Source organism: Streptosporangium sp. NPDC050284 (assembly GCF_044459525.1).
In the GTDB taxonomy this organism is placed as follows: Bacteria; Actinomycetota; Actinomycetes; order Streptosporangiales; family Streptosporangiaceae; genus Streptosporangium.
This window is the reverse complement of sequence record NZ_JBITIZ010000028.1, coordinates 52,807-67,495: the sequence shown is the minus strand read 5'-3', so window position 1 is coordinate 67,495 and position 14,689 is coordinate 52,807. Positions and strand designations below refer to the sequence as shown.

Below are 14,689 nucleotides of genomic sequence, written 5' to 3'. Positions count from 1 at the left end.
CCGGTCGGCTGCGCGTACTCGTGGTCGGTGGCCTGGCCAAGGCAGTGGTGAGCGTAGGGGGCATGTCCGCAGACGGCGCATCCCATCGGCAGCGGTGACGCGTCGGCGAAACAGGCACAGCCGTCCACCGTAACCCGGTCGAGAACCGGAGCATTAGGGTTGTTCATCGGGTCAGGACTCGCTTCCTGATCAAGGAACCCCGTATGGCCTGTCCGCCTGCGGGGTTCCGCTTTACGTAACGCTGATTGGTGCCATAGTTGAAGTCACGGTGAGTGTGGAGCAAGGCACATTGCGTTGCGTCAGTGTCGTCGCAACGCATGCAACGGATCGCGAGGACAGACGTGACCGGACAATCGACATCGAACATCTCGGCGGGCTGGCAGGAGTTCGGCCGCGCTCTGCGAGCATGGCGGGAGCGTCGTGAGCTGAGCCTGCGTGATCTCGCCGAGCGGATCCGGTGGAACTACTCCCTGATCGGAAAGTGGGAGCAGGGGAAGCACCGTCCGTCCGCCGCAGCGATTACCGTCCTTGACGCCGAACTCGGTGCCGGGGGCGAACTCATGACACGGGCGCTTCATGCCGCGATGGCTGACGCCGATCAGTTACGAAGGAGTACCGTCGAGGCAAAAGCCTCAATCCGGGATGAGGGTGAGGACATGGAGCGCAGACGACTGATGCGGGATGCCGCCGTCGTCGCCGTCGGTGGTGCTGTGGCGCCTGTGTTGGCCACCCTGACAGATGCCTGGCAGGCATCCGAGCCTCGAATCTCCGGTGCGAGCGTGTCACAGGAGATGATCGACGATTGGGAGGACGCCGCCGACGTCCATGTCAGGCGCGCGTATGTCGATGCGCCCGCCATCGTACTGGCGGGACTCGCGGCCGACTTCGCCGACATGGCTCCCCATCTCAACCGTTTCCAGCCCGAGTCAGTGGATCGAGGCTTGGCCCATGCCGCCGCCCGACACGCCGCGCTGATCGCGGGCAAGTGGTTCGACCTAGGCCATCACCGTGAGGCGCATCGATGGTGGAAGAAAACACGCACCCTGAGCGAGCGAGCAGGGGATACCCTGCTGGCGTCAGGGCTGATCGGCTGGGAAGCGGCTTACCGGCGGCAGGATCCCGGCGAGGACCTCAACGCGGTGCTCGCCGTCGCGCAATTGGCTCGTCGTCTCGCCGGAGACCAGCCGAGCCTGTCCCTGGTGGACAACTGCGGCAGTGAAGCGCAGGTCCTCGCGATGTTGGGCCGTCACGACGAGTCCATAGCCGCCTGGCGGGTGACTGAGGAGGTGTTCGACCGGCTTCCCTCTGGTGTCAGCGCTCCGGACCCCGGCTCGATGCATTATGCCCGTAGCGTGATCTACACCCTTGCCGGAGACGCCACGCGGGCGACCGACGCGCAGAGTGCCGTTGAGGGTCTGTATCAGCCTGAGCACCGTACGGCAACGTTGCTGGCCTTCCATAACGCGGCCATACACGCCCGCACTGACCCTGTCGGGGGAGCGCAGCGGGCATTGCAGATCATGGAGAGACTTCCCGCCGAGCGATGGGACACCCGGGTGAAGGCGGCAGCTCGCATCGTGTTGAAAGTCGCTCCAGAGGAAGCCCGTGGCCTACCCGCCGTACGAGAGTTGCGCGCCCTTACGGCGGGAGGTCGCTCAGCCTGAGCCGTCTATGACGACGCCCCCGCCGGTGTTCGGGCTAATGGGGGAAGCTCACCTGACCGCTGACACAGCGATGCCCGCCCGGCCTCCGGGCCGGGTGGGATTGGGTCACTCTTCGATCGGGCCCGGCTTACTGTAGCTACCGTCTTCTTCGCGCCGAGTGCCATATCTCAATGTGGCCTCCGACAAACCAGACACTCCACACTCCTTAGCGAATTCGCCGATGTTGAAGTTGGGATCGCGGTGGCCGAGTACCTGTGCTGCGACCCACATGACGTTCGTACGGACGTGGAATGTCTCATTAGTGTCGAGGGTGATGTCACTGCGGCGACTAGGGGAATCCTGCTCCCAGCTGTGGCCAGCACGGTCTAGCCGGTAAGGGGCATCTCGCCAATCGTGGTTTGCGATCTCTGCCGCGAATTCGCGGGCAAGACGGCTAAGGGCCATGGTCCCTCCTAATAGGACGGGGCGGCTTGATTGACCATCCGAATAGGCCACCGCCCGATGTGGCTTTCATTAGCATACGTGCTTTGCCCCTCGGCCGCGCAGGAACGCGAAGAAGCCCCCGCCATCCCAAGGGGTGACGAGGGCTTCCAGTGCGCTCCCGACCGGATTCGAACCGGCGTCTGGGGCTCCCCGGAGGGATGCCCCGATCCTTGGCCGCTGAACGACAAGAGCGCAGAGAGGAGGCTACGGGAGCGCGCTGACACCTCACCTCGAAACAATACTCAGGGTGTGGCCTACCAAGAAGGCGTGGAGGCGGGCTTCCCGGGAAGGGCACCATGAGAAGTATGGCCAGCTCACGCGAGTCCACTTTCTGAGAGCCGATGAGTCGTGTAGCCCAGGATCGAGCTGGACTGACATGACCGGCTGGCTCGTTCATGATCTGCGTGACGAACCGAGGAGGCGCCGAGACTACATGCCGATGTCGGGTGAGGTGAAGTAGGCGGCGCTCTCAGCGTCCGTCGGGTAGTACGACTCGATCGCGACCTCGTCCAGGGTGATGTCCATCGGAGTGCCGAACGTGGTGGTCGTCGAGAACAGTCGCAGCTCCCGCCCACCGAAGTTGAAGATCATTGGGATGGCGACCTCGGACTCGACCGGTTTGCTCGTTTCCTCAGAGTGGGGGGCGAGGAGGTCCTCGTAGAGTGCGGTGAGCTCGGGGTCGGGAGCCGTGGCGAGCTGTCGTGTGATCCGGATACGCAGTAGCGCACGCACCTGCGCCAGGTTGACGATGTGTGGAGCGAGCCCACGCGGATCCAATCCCAGCCGCACCATGTTGATCGGCGGGGCCAGCAGGTCGGGGGCGACGCCGGCGAGGAACGGGTCGATGGCGCGATTGCTCATCACGATGTTCCACCGACGATCGACGGCCAGCGCCGGATACGGCTCATGCGCGCGCAGTACCCGTTCGATCGCGCCCCAGGCCGCCGACAGCGCCTCCTGATCGAGCGGTCGCTCGGTATAGCGGGGCGCGAAGCCGGCAGTCAGCAGCAGCCGGTTGCGCTCACGCAACGGCACGTCGAGCTGCTCGGCCAGCCGCAGGATCATCTCGGCGCTCGGGTGGGACCTGCCGGTCTCCACCAGGCTGACGTGACGAGCCGACACGTCGGCGGCGATCGCGAGATCCAGCTGGCTGAGTCGCCGGCGATGTCGCCACTGCCGTAGCAGTTCACCCACCGTGTACATGAACGTCGATGCTACTCATCGAACAGCCGAACGCCATGAAATGGGATTTCATCGACAACCACCCCGGAGGTGGAAACACTGCTGCCCATGACTACGCAGAACATGGCTTACGACAACAAGAGCATCGTCCAGCAGGCGCTGACGGCACTGGTCGCGACCGGCGACGTCGACGCGCTCGCGCCGTTGCTGAGTGACGACTTCCTCCACCACCGGCCGGACGCGACCTTCCATACGAAGCCGGAATGGCTGGCCGCCGTGGGTGCCGCGCTCGTCCCGCTCGCCGGTATGCAGGTCGAGATCCAGCACGTGCTGGCGGACGGTGAACACGTCGTGATGCATTCGCGGCGTCGGCTGCCCGGTGCAGGGCCGGAGATCACGGTCGTCGACATCTGGCGGCTCAACGACGGTCTGATCGCCGAGGCGTGGGAGATCATCGAGCCGACCTCCCACGCGGCCGCCAACCTGAAGTGGTGGGAGATTCGCTGATCGCTGACCGTACGGCATACCGGTCGACTGCCCGCGCCGTGACGATCTCGCGTTCGCGCTGAGCGGGGTGGGGCGCACATCTCCGCGTCACGCCAGGGGCGATAGGGGACGACAGCGACCGCCCGGCGCTCCCGGGTGGGCGGGCCGGGGCGAGGCGCCTCCGTGAGACTGTCCGGCCTACGGTGTCCTTTCGACGGCCGGCACTCGATTGCCCGCCTCGCGAGGCATCAGCAGGAAGACCTTGGGGGACAGCCGGTCCATGTCCCCGCCTCTGCCGAACACCAGGCCGGCGGCGAAGTCGACGAACTGTTTCGCCTCGTCGTCCGTGAGCCCGTTGAGATCCATCACCACGGGCATGCCCGTACGGAAGAAGTGTCCGACGTAGATCGCCTCGTTGTAGTTCTGGGGACGTAGTGTTTTGACCACCGGACAAGTCTCCACCGTCCGTCACACCCGTCAAGGTGTCTTCTGCTTGGAACCCGCGAATATGTCGCGTACCCGGGAGTGATCGCGTGACTGAGTCCGGCAGGCTTCTCCACGTCATCGTGTGCGCGGCGGGCGCCGCCCGGGACGTCGGCCGTCTCGTCGCCCTCGCCCTGGACGAGGGCTGGGTCGTCCAGGTCGTCGCGACCCCGTCCGCGCTGGACTTCATCGACGTCCCCGTCCTAGAACGGCAGACCGGGCGTCCCGTCCGCAGCCGATATCGAAGGCCGGACGAGCCCAAGCCGCCCAGGGCCGACGCGATCATCGTCGCCCCCGCCACCTACAACACCGTCAACAAGTTCGCCCATGGCATCGCCGACACCTACGCCCTCGGCCTCCTCGCCGAGGCCCCCGGTCTCGGCATCCCCGTAGTCGTCCTCCCCTTCGTCAACGACGCTCTCGCCACGCGCGCGCCGTTCCGCCGGAGCGTCGAGAGCCTCAGGGCCGAAGGCGTCCGCGTCCTGCCCAGCCCTTCCGGACCCGACCCGACCGACACCGGAGACGAATGGGCCCTCGCTCTCCAGGAGATCTCGGGGAAACGGCCTCGCCCGATACGCGGCGGCCGCCCATAGCGCGGGGCGAAGAGTCGATGCCATGGGTCGCGTCGATCCCGGGGATTATCGGTCTGCCTTGGAAAGGCATTACGTGTCCGCGATTATCGGGTGATGCGGGATCACCCCTGGTTTTCGCGGCGCATGCCTTCTTCTGAAGTTATCCGATTTCGATCGGTCGGCTCACGTCTACTCCGACTTTCGGACCCTACAATGACCCATGGAACAGGGGGGTGAGTATCTGAAAGGACCAGGAAGACAGCGATCATTTGTGGTGGTCGATCCCAGCCTGCCCTCGGAGATCGCGGATTTGTTGCGCGCGAATCCCTCCCTGCTCGGGCGCATACGGGCCGGTTGGAGGCCACCGGAGATTCCGCGAAGGAAGTCCGTAGATCTCCCGGCTGCCGGTGGCATGTTCGCGGGGGTCGGCTTTCTGATGGTGCTTTTCCTCGGAGGAGGAGCCTGGCTCGCAGTGCTGCTGCTCATCATGCTCGCGTACTGCCTTCACCTCGCGATCAGAGCCGCCGGGGATTCCGAGGAGAGCGCCACTCCGGAGCGGGAACTGTACGCTCTCGCGGACCGCTACCGGGATTCCTATCTTCTGTCCGATGACTTCGACACCGATGCGAGCCGCCTGCTCGGCCGGGCGCGGACGGCGGTCGACTCCATCCTGCGATCGCGTGTCAACGCCGAAGGGCTGCTTGACGACGTACGGAACGCCGTCATGCTGCCGTCGCAGGAGTGGGAGGTCGCGCGCCTGTTGGCCAAGCTGTCCTCCCTGCGTGGAGAACACCGCGATCTCGTGCGTGGTGGGGTCACCCGGGAGGTGGCGGCGGCGATGGAGCCGCTGGAGCGAGTACTCGCCGGCAGTGAGAGCGCTGTCATCGCGAAGGTCGAGGCGTTGGAGCGCTACGCGGCTCATGTCGCCGACGCCGAACGCGCCTACCGGGCCCGTGGTCAGATCGAGGCGCTGGTGGAACGGTTGCCGCGCTATGAGGAGTTGTTCGTCGAGTCGGGCGCCGACGCCCTGGGCATGCCTGAGATCGGATATCTCGCGGGTGAGGCCGATGAGCTGGAGCGGGCGTTGCGCGCCAGCATCGGTTCGGCGCACGAACTCTTCCTTCACCTGGACGGTCCTTCGCCGCTCAGGGGGAGATCATCAGATGATCGCCCGTCGCGCGGGGACAGTCAGACCGCACCGGGAGGCGTTCAGCCGCATCCTCACCCTCGGCCGAACAGGCAGTAGGCGGCCGTCGCGTCGTCGTGGGTTTTCGTTCGGGGCCGGCGGGAGCCGTCGGAGTCGGCGTTCTCCGCCTCGCGGACCCTGCGGATCAGCTCGCCGGGTCCTGAATGTTCGAGGACGTCGAGGGCCTCGCGCCAGGTGGCCAGCTCGAACAGGTCGACGAGCCGGGAGGCTCCGTCGCTGAGCAGGGCGGCTGCCCGGACCCGGTCGGCGGGGAGCGTGCCGGTGAGCGACCGCTCGGCGGTGAGCGGGTCGACGGCGGCGATCCAGAAACCGCCCTCGCGGTTGCGGTGGTCCCGCATGGTCTCCACGTACTCCCGGCGCGCGGTCACGTGCTCGGCGCTTCCGTGGGCGAGGGTGTCCATGGCAGATCGATGCGCCCTGCCGATCCGGTTCACCCGGTCGTCACAGACGACTGTCGGCTCCTCCTCGCCGACCACGTCCAGGAGGAGGACGGAGTCCGACAGAACGAGGAAGTCCAGGTTGCCCGCCATACGACGGACCATGATCACTGTGGCGGACGGCGATCCGGGATGGGTGAGGTCGCAGAGGAAGTGGTGGAGGGAGGCGACGGCTTTTATGCCGTTCGCGAGTATCTCCGTGAGCGTTCCCGAGTCCTGCGTCATGCCCGCGAGGAGGGTCGAGCCCAGGGAGCGTACGTACCAGCCGACGCCGTGAATGCATCCGGTCTCCGCTCCTGCGGGGGTGCCGGCGCCGTCGAGGAGGACGAAGGTGTCCGGGGTCGCCCCGAAGAAGTCCTCGTTGTCTTCGCTGTCCGTGCTGTCCAGGGTGTCCGTGATATCTGCGGTGTCCGTAGTTTTGTCGGCGTCCGCGTTCTGCCTGCCGGGTGCCGCTTCGGTGGCGAAGGTGATGCGCATCGGGTCGGAGCTCCTCGTGCTGGACGGGCGTGCGCGTTTCCCTCACGAGTTCCCCGGTTGGAAGGGCGTACTCTCGCCCACTCCGCGCGGGATGTCTGCGGCGTACTCTTGCACGCACTCCGCGCGGGACGTCTTTCGCGGCTTACCGCCGTGGCACATCTTCAGGCCTTCGGGGCGTCCCGTACGGCGAGTCATGGATCCGGGGCGGGGCGTCACCGGTCCTTCGAGGCAGGCGCACCGGTGCGGGGACGAGCGAGGCAGATGAGCCGGGCACGGAAAAACCAGGGCACGGAGCCGCCGGGGATGGGACACCGGAACGCGGCGACCGGGATCCGGGGCGCGGGACGGACCATCGAAGAGGGGGGATCCTCGGTGGAGATGGACCCTCAAAGGGGGCGGATGTCAGTACGAGGGTTCGGAAATGGACTCGGCCCGGTAGACGTCCAGCGGTCCCTCCTCGTCCTCGTCCTCGCCCACCTTCCTCAGCAGCAGGGTCCTGCTGCCGATTTTCAGGGAACGTTCGCCGTTGATCTCCGTGGACGCGAACACCGTGACCGCGTGACCGTGCATATCGCGCACCTGGTCGTATTCCGGCCCGTCAGGAATCTCCAATTTGATGCGCCTCATCTGGAATGTCACTCTTCCAGTGTGAAAGCCGCGGCCTAGAAAATCGATCGTGCGTATGACGATATTTGGCATCATTTTTGACTGAAAAGGTATGAATGTAAGGCCCCTCCCGGGGGTCGGGTCGCACGGTCGGCGGTGGCCGCCGTACCGGCGCGCCGCTCGGCCGCTTCACCCGGCAGGGGAGCGGGTCAGGGCAGGGGATCGATCTCGATGTTCTGGTCGTACTGGACGAGCTCCGCCCCGCGATCGGTGAGGATGGGCCACTTGGTGGCGCGGGCACACCAGACGACGTGTCCGGCCGTGATGTCGCGCGATCCGTCGAGGATCTCCGCGATGTCCCCGACCTTCCCGTGGGTGAAGTCGTCGATCTTCACGCCGGGTGTCGTGACGAGCTCGAACAGCTCCACCTGGGTCGAGATCGGGGAGATGGACAGGACAGCCGCGAGACTGGTCGCCGGGACGCATATCCCGCCGCCACGGAAGAGACACATGGCCGCGACGCTGCGGGAGTATTCGGTCTTCGCTACCGCGATGTCGACCAGTGCGCTCACGTCGAGCACTCGACCGGGAAGCATGGCTCAGCGCCTCCGGAAACGACGAATGCCGATCTGGCCCCACTCCGCCTCGGAGAGCTGGTCGACCCCGAGGGAGTCGGCCGCCGTGTCGAGGTCTTCGCGATGCAGGTTCCAGCGGCGCATCAGGGTGATCACGTGGGGTTTGTTGCCGATCTCTCTCTGGAGGGCCGCGTGGATCACGTCGGCGACGCGGTTTCCGGTCAGTCGTGCCTTCCGGGAAAGCGCCTCATAATCTGCTTTATCCAGCTCTATGGTGATAGCTGTATCAGAAACCGGTGCGCTGATTTCCTTTTGCCCTTCTCTGAGCTGAAGGTGCGCCAGCCACAGCGGAACCGAGTCCGATTCTTGTCTGGCGCCATCGTGATCATTTGATGATGGTTTTTCCGATCCTGTGCCGTCTCGCCATGTCGGCATGGAGTGGGCCATGAGTTCGACAGTAGCTGCGAATTGCGGATTATGGCAGCACTTCTGCATCAAAGGTCATCACTGCTGGAACCCTGGCGGCTGAATGTCGGGATTCGTAGGAGCGGAAGGATCACCAGGGTTCGTGGGGCCGGAGGGAACGGAAGGATCGCCAGGGTTCGTGGGGACCGAGGGATCGGCGGGATTCGTAGGAACGGAAGGATCACCGGGGTTCGTAGGAGTGGTGGGAGCAGTGGGGGTGGTCGCGCCGGGGGTGGGGGTGGTCGCGCCGCAGAGTCCCAGGGCCCGCCGCTGCGCGGCTATCTGGTCGACCGGCGCCTGGTAGGTGAGACGCTCCTCGGGCGACGGCTCGTACCGCCACGCACTGCTCTCGAAGGTGAAGCCGAACTCCGTCGTCTCGCTGGGTCTGGTCGCCTCGACCCTGGCGCTGTCGCCGGTGATCGTGACGGTGGAGATGGTGAGCGGGGAGTTCGTCAGAAGCGGCGGGCAGATCTCGAACAGCCTCACATACTCCTCCCGCGCGATCAGCCCCTGCGCCTCGACGGTCCACAGGTCCCAGAAGTCGCCGTACAACCCGCTGCTGTAGGCGTCGAGTGCCGGCTGGACGGCCTGGCGGACCGAGACCTCCGAGTGCTCGCCGCTGCTCGTCGGGGATGTGCTCGGCGGTGACGAGGGCGGGTTGAGCACCGTGAGAACGGTGATGAGGGCCCCGATGGCCACCCCGATGGCCATGATGACTATCGCGGCCAGTCCTCGTCCTGTCTCGCCACGGGGCGGCTGGCCGTACTGCGGCGGGTAGCCCACGTGCGGTCTCCGGGGGACTGGCAAGAGCGGATAAAAGTGATCATAACGCTCGCAGCTCTCGGCTGACCACGTCATCGGTCCGGTGATCGCGCTGGAGTCGACATTTAGGTAAACATCGACAAATCGCCCGAATCTAGGGCAAACCTACTGGGAAATTACCTACCATGCGAGACCATTTGCGCTTCTACCGGCATCGATGGTTCAAGGCGTGGATCGCCCTGATCGTTCTGTCCTTCTCGCTCATCACCATGATGCAGGTGGCCGGTAACCAGGCCGTCCTGCCCGCGGCCTTCTTCTACGGGGCCGCGGCGGGGCCCATCGCGCTCCTGCTCGCCGTCCACGACCGTATCCACATCGCCACCAGCGTGCCGGCCATGACGCTGGCGAGCATGTTCATGTTCGGCGGGGGCGTCGCGCTCCTGCTCGGCGGCTACTTCGACGCGCTTCTCATCTCCGAGAAGAACAGCACCTCGATCCTGCGGGTCGGCTGGATCGAGGAACCCGCGAAACTCGTCCCGCCCCTCGCGGTCGCGCTCACCGGCCGTCACCTCACCAAGGCCGCGGGGGTCGCGCTCGGCCTGGCCTGCGCGACCGGATTCGCGATCATGGAGTCGATGGCCTATGCATGGAAGAGCGTCGCCAACCACGACGGTGCCATGGGCGCGGGCACGGTCCTTCTCCTGCGCGGCCTCAGCACCCCCTTCAGCCACCTCGTCTGGACGGGCCTGGTCTGCGCGGTGGCCTTCGGCGTCTGGGAGGTCCGGGGGCGCGCCGTCGTCGCCCTGCCCATCGTCGTCGCCTTCGTCACGGCGGCCATGCTCCACTCGCTCGGCGACGGCCTGCTCATCCTGGACATCCCCCGGCCGGCGAGGCTGTTCTTCATCGCCACCGCCGTGACGAGCTACTGGCTGTTCCACCGGGCCACCCGAGATCTGAAACCGGTGCCGACCCTGGAACCGGAGCCGTCCCGCGCCTGATCCACGGGGTCAGAGCTGTGCCAGTAGCCACCGAGGTCCTGTGACCTCGGCGCCCAGCTCCGTGACCCGCTCGCGCAGTTCTCGGTCGGCGGTGACGACCAGGACGTGCTCCCACGGCCGCGCATCCCGTACGGCCTGGACGACGGCGTCGTCCCCGCTCCCCGGCGCGGCGATCACACGGACGCCGGGTACGGAGGCGACGCCGCGGGCGGCTCCCTCAACGATCGCGGTCAGCCTGGGAAACCAGCGTGCCAGCGTCGGCGTACGGCCGGGTACGGTCAACCGGCCGTCGCCGGCGCTCGCGCCGACCTCGGTGAGCAGTCTGGCCGCCGCCCCCGCGCGATCCCTCCACCAGCCGTGCTCCGCGCGGGCGCCCACGATGTTGGCGACGTCGAGGACGACGAGAGAGGGGGTGAGCACGAGGCCGACGACCGGCCAGGTCGCGGCGAAGCCGGGGTGGAGCTCCCTCGCGGTGATCTCCTCGGTGAGGACCCAGCGCAGATCGTCGCTCTCGGCGCTGGCGGGGACCACGCGCAGCAGCTCGGAAGCCTCGGCGATCACGGTTTCGAAGGACCAGCCGCCGTGGTCGTCGAGGTAGACGCCCTGGACCCGCAGATCGGTACCGTCCAGCGCGGCCTCCTCGAAGGCCTCGCGCAGCGCGGTCTCGATCGTGTCCTCGTGGCTGTCGCGGGCACCGCCCGGCAGTCCCCAGGTGCCGCCGTGGTGGCTCCACGCGGAGCGCTTCTGCATCAGGACGCGGGGCCCGTCCATGGGGTCGTGGTGGACGGCGAGCAGACCGGCCGCGCCGTACACCCCCCAGTGCCGGTGCCCGAGATCGCACCGGGCCCAACCGTCCCCGTCCCTCGCCGTCATGACTTCATGATGTCCCAGGACACGGTTGAGAACTCTCCGCCCCCTGGCCGATCAGGGAGACGCCGGGGATGGAGGGGACAACCAGCAGGTAAAAATCGTTCATGCTGCTATGTCGTGATCCGGCATACTTGCCGTCTTGATCCTCGTTGAAGGACCCACATGTATCCGAGCGCGCGTTTCGCACCTGTTCGCGTCCTGCAGCCGGTCCGCGCGTTCGCGACCGTGGCCCTCACCCTGATCGCGCTGAGCTCCGTCTTCTCCGCGGGGACCTCGGTGATTCGGCTCCTCTACCGGGAGGGCTGGTCGTGGCGGACGGCCGACGAGTGGAACGCCGTGTACGTGTTGCTCCTCTCCCCGGTTCTCCTTCTTTTCCTGGCCCTCCATCTGGCGGCGGGCATCGCCTTCGTGTGCTGGTCGTTCCGTGCTCGGGCCAACGCGTACGCGATCTCTCCCGGTGTCCTCCACAGGTACGCCACGCCGTTCCTGGTGTTCGGATGGGTCGCCCCCCTCGTCAACCTGTTCGTCCCCAAAGGGCTCGTCGACGACATCCTGACCACCTCAAGGCCCGGCGGGCTGCGGCCGGGAACCGACCTCTACCGGGGACGCCGCTCGGGTCTGGTCTGGGCGTGGTGGCTGACATGGCTGGCGTGGACGGTGATGGAGGCGGCGTCCGTGCCCCTGGGGTACGTGGGCATGACCGTTGTGGAGACCGTCGTCCTCGTCGCCTGCGTCCCGCTGCCGCTCGTCGCGGGCCTGCTCGCCGCCCGGATCATCCTGACGATCACCAACCTTCAGGAGAGCGCCCGTGCCGGCCCGCCCGCGGGGGGAGGACCCCTGAAGAGGCACGGGCCACCGGTGGGGTCCTATCTCGGTCTCACCACCGTCGTCGTACGCGACTACGACGAGGCCATCGGCTTCTACCTCGACGTCCTCGGCTTCGAACTCCTGGAGGACACGCCGCTGGGCGACGGCAAACGCTGGGTGACCGTCCGCCCGCGCGGCGCCAGGGAGACGGCGCTGCTGCTCGCACGCGCCAACGGGCCGGAGCAGGAGGCCAGGGTCGGCGACCAGACCGGTGGCAGGGTCGGCCTGTTCCTCCACACCGACGACTTCACCCGCGACTACGAGCGCCTGCTGGCGGCGGGCGTCGTCTTCGAGGAGGCCCCGCGCAGCGAGCCGTACGGCCAGGTCGTCGTCTTCCGGGACCTGTACGGCAACCGCTGGGACCTGTTCCAGCCCGCCGACGTCTCACCGGCGTACGGCTAGCCCGGACCGGGCTCTTGCCGACGTGCCAGGACCGGCTCTCGTCGACGTCTCACCGGCGTACGACTGAGCCCGGCTCTCGTCGACGTCTCACCGGCGTACGGCTGAACTCGTATCGGCACCGCCGCCGGACAAGTGCTTCTCCCGGTCCCCCGACAGTGCCGGATGGGCAGGTCGCCCTGCTCCAGCCGCGGGGCGAGCACCTCCCCGTGCCTCAGCTCCCGCCCTTCGCGAAGTGCTGGTAGTCCTTGGCACCGGACCAGGAGCCGCCCCACTCCCAGCCCTTCTGCTCGAAGGCCCTGACCACGCGGTCGCCCGGGTTGATCACTCCGGGAGCCCGCAGCGGGCGCTTGGCGAACTCGCGGGCGTTCTTGTGCGCCACCGAGCCGTTGGCGTACACGTACGGGTTCTCGCGCGGGTTGATGTCGATCGCCCGGCCGTAGGCGTGCTTGGACCAGTTGTTCGTCCCCTCCACGGGGCGGCAGTTGAAGGCCGAGGTGTTATTGGCCTCGATGGAGGCGAAGTCGCTGGCCTTGTAGACGTCGACGAGCTCCATCCTGCGGATCGGCCAGCGCCAGTCGTACAGGCGACGGAAGACGGAGACGATGTCGTCGGTGACGTCCTTGTTCACGACCAGCTCGCCGGTGTGTGGTTTGTCGTCGAAGCCCCAGTAGGTCATCGTGATCAGCCGCAGGTCGCCCACCGGAACCGGGCATCCGGGGCGCCACGAGTGTTCGAGCCGCTCACGGGCGATCCGGGAGACCTTCGCGGCGAACTCCGGCGGGCCCGACGGAGTCGGCGACACCGTGGTGGACGGGCCGGCCGTCGGCGTCGTGACGGACGGCTCGGGGGTGGCCACCCCGGAGGAGGGCGAGGACGCCGAGATCGGCGCGGAGGTGGCCGGGGGCGCGGCCGGGGCGGCCTGGGAGGTGGCCGGACCACACGAGGCCGCCGCCAGGCAGCCGACGGTCGCCGCGAGCACGGCCCGCGTACGGATCATGAATCGGGAACCTGACACGTGCCGCCTCCTCAGAAAAACAGACAAAAGCGACAAAGGACCATTGTAGATGATCGGCCTGTCCGGGCTGGGAGGCGGCCGCGACCGACCGTGGGCTCCGGCGGCCCGGGGCGTGCTGCTGATCGCGGGCGGCCACCGGCTCCCGGTATCGCCCGGCGCGCTCTTCGTGATCAGGGTGTTCGCCTCGCGCCAGGCCGTCGGACCGACCTCGGCGCCGTTCTCACAGAAGCCGCCGCTCCTCTCGCGCGGGGAAGCGCGGAAATCATCGAGGATCTCGGTCGGCCCCAGTCGGGCGTCGAGCCGCTCGACGGGCGGCTCGTCCTCACCGGCGGTCCGGCGAGTCCGGCGAGCTGTCCGATCGCGTGGCTCACGGTGGTGATTATTCCGTTGAATCTCCAGTAACGGGAGATTTTAGCTTGGCGGGCATGTCGAAGAAGAAGGTCAGCCGGATCGCGAAACTCCAGCTCCCCGCCGGTGAGGCCGGTCCCGCCGCCGTGGGCAAGGACCTGGGTCCGCTGGGCCTGAACCTCATGGAGTTCTGCCGCCAGTACAACGCGGCCACCCAGGACCGCCGGGGGTTCGTCGTCCCCGTCGTCGTCACCGTGTTCGAGGACCGCTCGTTCGAGCTGACGATCAAGATGCCCACCACGGCCTCGCTGATCCGCCGGGTGATCGGCCTTGCTCAGGGCAGCCCCCGTCCCGGACACCAGGCGGCGGGTACGATCACCCGCGCGCAGCTGCGAGAGGTCGCCAGGACCAAGCTGCCCGACCTCAACACCGCCGACCTCGACCAGGCCGAGAAGATCGTCGCCGGCACCGCCCGCTCGATGGGCCTGACCGTCCGGGACTGAGCCCCGGTGTGCCGCCGCGGCGCTGTCACGATGGCCTGTGTCTCAGGACGCGTAGTCGGATGACGGCCCCGGAGAGCGGACCGGCCCCGCTGCGACGGCCGTACGTCCCGTGAGACCCGTATGTCCTGCGCGGCTCAGGCCGGCGGGGACCTGCGCGGCTTCGCCCGGATTCGTGGTCGCTTGGCGTGGGGGCCCACATTCCTTGGGGAGGCTTTTCATCGAAACGTATCGCGCCTGTGTTCGAACCCGCGCTACAGTCATGGGCACGGGATCGAACACGGGTTCGG

At 67.1% G+C, this 14,689-nt stretch carries 16 protein-coding genes, 1 tRNA gene and 1 pseudogene; 8 read left to right on the top strand and 10 right to left on the bottom strand.

Features of this window, described 5'->3' with window-relative positions:
* The first annotated feature begins 341 nt into the window (after nucleotides 1–341).
* Nucleotides 342–1,664, top strand: coding sequence for a helix-turn-helix domain-containing protein (locus tag ACIBH4_RS37530; protein ID WP_399173742.1), 1,323 nt, complete (start codon nucleotides 342–344; stop codon nucleotides 1,662–1,664).
* A 596-nt stretch (nucleotides 1,665–2,260) separates the two neighbouring features.
* Here ACIBH4_RS37530 and ACIBH4_RS37525 read toward each other — a convergent pair.
* Both ACIBH4_RS37525 and ACIBH4_RS37520 read right to left on the bottom strand, forming a co-directional pair.
* Nucleotides 2,261–2,339: transfer RNA gene (locus ACIBH4_RS37525), tRNA-OTHER, on the bottom strand.
* A 237-nt stretch (nucleotides 2,340–2,576) separates the two neighbouring features.
* Nucleotides 2,577–3,350 (bottom strand): helix-turn-helix transcriptional regulator, encoded by a 774-nt coding sequence (locus tag ACIBH4_RS37520; protein WP_362770175.1) that lies wholly within the window; start codon nucleotides 3,348–3,350, stop codon nucleotides 2,577–2,579.
* A gap of 87 nt (nucleotides 3,351–3,437) precedes the next feature.
* Here ACIBH4_RS37520 and ACIBH4_RS37515 point away from each other — a divergent pair, with 87 nt between their 5' ends.
* A complete protein-coding gene (locus tag ACIBH4_RS37515; RefSeq protein WP_362770177.1) occupies nucleotides 3,438–3,836 on the top strand; it encodes a nuclear transport factor 2 family protein in 399 nt (132 codons plus the stop codon).
* A 177-nt stretch (nucleotides 3,837–4,013) separates the two neighbouring features.
* Here ACIBH4_RS37515 and ACIBH4_RS37510 read toward each other — a convergent pair whose 3' ends face one another.
* Nucleotides 4,014–4,262, bottom strand: coding sequence for a cell division protein SepF (locus tag ACIBH4_RS37510; RefSeq protein ID WP_362513614.1), 249 nt, complete (start codon nucleotides 4,260–4,262; stop codon nucleotides 4,014–4,016).
* An 86-nt stretch (nucleotides 4,263–4,348) separates the two neighbouring features.
* On the opposite strand from ACIBH4_RS37510, the gene ACIBH4_RS37505 reads away from it, so the two are divergent.
* Nucleotides 4,349–4,891 carry a flavoprotein gene (locus ACIBH4_RS37505; RefSeq protein ID WP_362513617.1) on the top strand — a complete coding sequence of 181 codons (543 nt, stop codon included), beginning with the start codon at nucleotides 4,349–4,351 and terminating at the stop codon, nucleotides 4,889–4,891.
* Between the two features lie 451 nt (nucleotides 4,892–5,342).
* Nucleotides 5,343–6,116: a hypothetical protein gene (locus ACIBH4_RS37500; protein WP_362770179.1), complete on the top strand. Its 774-nt coding sequence runs from the start codon at nucleotides 5,343–5,345 to the stop codon at nucleotides 6,114–6,116.
* Here ACIBH4_RS37500 and ACIBH4_RS37495 read toward each other — a convergent pair.
* The 5 genes from ACIBH4_RS37495 to ACIBH4_RS37475 all read right to left on the bottom strand — a co-directional run bounded on the left by ACIBH4_RS37495 (nucleotide 6,092) and on the right by ACIBH4_RS37475 (nucleotide 9,444).
* On the bottom strand, nucleotides 6,092–6,991 hold the full coding sequence (locus ACIBH4_RS37495; protein ID WP_362770181.1) for an integrase: 900 nt from the start codon (nucleotides 6,989–6,991) through the stop codon (nucleotides 6,092–6,094). The two genes, ACIBH4_RS37500 and ACIBH4_RS37495, sit on opposite strands and share 25 nt — an antisense overlap.
* Before the next feature lie 402 nt (nucleotides 6,992–7,393).
* Complete coding sequence (locus tag ACIBH4_RS37490) at nucleotides 7,394–7,618, bottom strand: hypothetical protein (RefSeq protein WP_362770183.1); 225 nt, start codon at nucleotides 7,616–7,618, stop codon at nucleotides 7,394–7,396.
* A gap of 188 nt (nucleotides 7,619–7,806) precedes the next feature.
* Complete coding sequence (locus tag ACIBH4_RS37485; protein WP_350942077.1) at nucleotides 7,807–8,193, bottom strand: hypothetical protein; 387 nt, start codon at nucleotides 8,191–8,193, stop codon at nucleotides 7,807–7,809.
* 3 nt (nucleotides 8,194–8,196) lie between these two features.
* Nucleotides 8,197–8,619 carry a hypothetical protein gene (locus ACIBH4_RS37480; protein WP_362513631.1) on the bottom strand — a complete coding sequence of 141 codons (423 nt, stop codon included), beginning with the start codon at nucleotides 8,617–8,619 and terminating at the stop codon, nucleotides 8,197–8,199.
* Between the two features lie 57 nt (nucleotides 8,620–8,676).
* On the bottom strand, nucleotides 8,677–9,444 hold the full coding sequence (locus ACIBH4_RS37475) for a hypothetical protein (RefSeq protein WP_362513634.1): 768 nt from the start codon (nucleotides 9,442–9,444) through the stop codon (nucleotides 8,677–8,679).
* Nucleotides 9,445–9,584: 140 nt separating this feature from the next.
* Here ACIBH4_RS37475 and ACIBH4_RS37470 point away from each other — a divergent pair, with 140 nt between their 5' ends.
* A complete protein-coding gene (locus ACIBH4_RS37470; protein ID WP_362513637.1) occupies nucleotides 9,585–10,397 on the top strand; it encodes a PrsW family glutamic-type intramembrane protease in 813 nt (270 codons plus the stop codon).
* A 9-nt stretch (nucleotides 10,398–10,406) separates the two neighbouring features.
* Here ACIBH4_RS37470 and ACIBH4_RS37465 read toward each other — a convergent pair whose 3' ends face one another.
* Entirely contained in the window at nucleotides 10,407–11,270 is an 864-nt protein-coding gene (locus tag ACIBH4_RS37465) for an NUDIX hydrolase (RefSeq protein WP_362770185.1), read from the bottom strand.
* Nucleotides 11,271–11,429: 159 nt separating this feature from the next.
* Here ACIBH4_RS37465 and ACIBH4_RS37460 point away from each other — a divergent pair.
* Both ACIBH4_RS37460 and ACIBH4_RS37455 read left to right on the top strand, forming a co-directional pair.
* A pseudogene (locus ACIBH4_RS37460) lies at nucleotides 11,430–12,041 on the top strand (DUF4328 domain-containing protein); the annotation flags it as partial.
* A gap of 84 nt (nucleotides 12,042–12,125) precedes the next feature.
* Complete coding sequence (locus ACIBH4_RS37455; protein ID WP_362513765.1) at nucleotides 12,126–12,536, top strand: VOC family protein; 411 nt, start codon at nucleotides 12,126–12,128, stop codon at nucleotides 12,534–12,536.
* A gap of 211 nt (nucleotides 12,537–12,747) precedes the next feature.
* Here ACIBH4_RS37455 and ACIBH4_RS37450 read toward each other — a convergent pair whose 3' ends face one another.
* On the bottom strand, nucleotides 12,748–13,551 hold the full coding sequence (locus tag ACIBH4_RS37450; RefSeq protein WP_362770187.1) for a M15 family metallopeptidase: 804 nt from the start codon (nucleotides 13,549–13,551) through the stop codon (nucleotides 12,748–12,750).
* A 425-nt stretch (nucleotides 13,552–13,976) separates the two neighbouring features.
* On the opposite strand from ACIBH4_RS37450, the gene rplK reads away from it, so the two are divergent.
* Nucleotides 13,977–14,402 carry a 50S ribosomal protein L11 gene (gene rplK, locus ACIBH4_RS37445; RefSeq protein ID WP_362770189.1) on the top strand — a complete coding sequence of 142 codons (426 nt, stop codon included), beginning with the start codon at nucleotides 13,977–13,979 and terminating at the stop codon, nucleotides 14,400–14,402.
* Nucleotides 14,403–14,689: the final 287 nt, after the last annotated feature.